General features: G+C 45.7%; 1 protein-coding gene. It reads right to left on the reverse strand.

Going from position 1 to position 497, the window contains the following annotated elements:
* Nucleotides 1-29: 29 nt before the first annotated feature.
* On the reverse strand, nt 30-497 hold a 468-nt coding region (locus AB4585_RS29035), incomplete at its 5' end, for a hypothetical protein (protein WP_372172259.1).

The raw sequence follows: 497 nt of genomic DNA on the forward strand, positions 1-497 counted from the left end.
TTGGTATTCTTTTACTTCTTCTGTCGCCATTATTTTGTTGCCATCCACGTTTTGAAGACTTCTATCGCTCTATCAGCATCTCGCTCTACAAGTTTCTGAGCATGCTGTATCTGATCTTGTATTGGTGACTCTGAATCAGGTAGGTCAATATCAAACGCACCTAGACCACCACTACTGATACCCAAGGAGCGCAGATACTCATCCTGCTTCATCTTCGCTTCATCATTCGCCATTTCAGCCGCACTACCTTCAATCACTTCTGATTGAGGCTTCGACGTGCCGTTTATCATGAATCGCACAAGAGGCTTAAGACCGATGAACACCAGTGCCAAACCAAGAATGAGCGACACTAGATAGCGAGCCAGCGTCACAACATCCTGTTGTTCGTACCACTTCAATTCAACCTTCGCGATCTCTACCACACTTTGGAAAGGTAACTGGCTAATCTTAAACTGATCACCACGCTCACCACTAAAGCCCACCGCATTCTTCACTAG

Source organism: Vibrio sp. 10N.222.49.C9, assembly GCF_041474985.1.
Lineage (GTDB): Bacteria > Pseudomonadota > Gammaproteobacteria > Enterobacterales > Vibrionaceae > Vibrio > Vibrio crassostreae_C.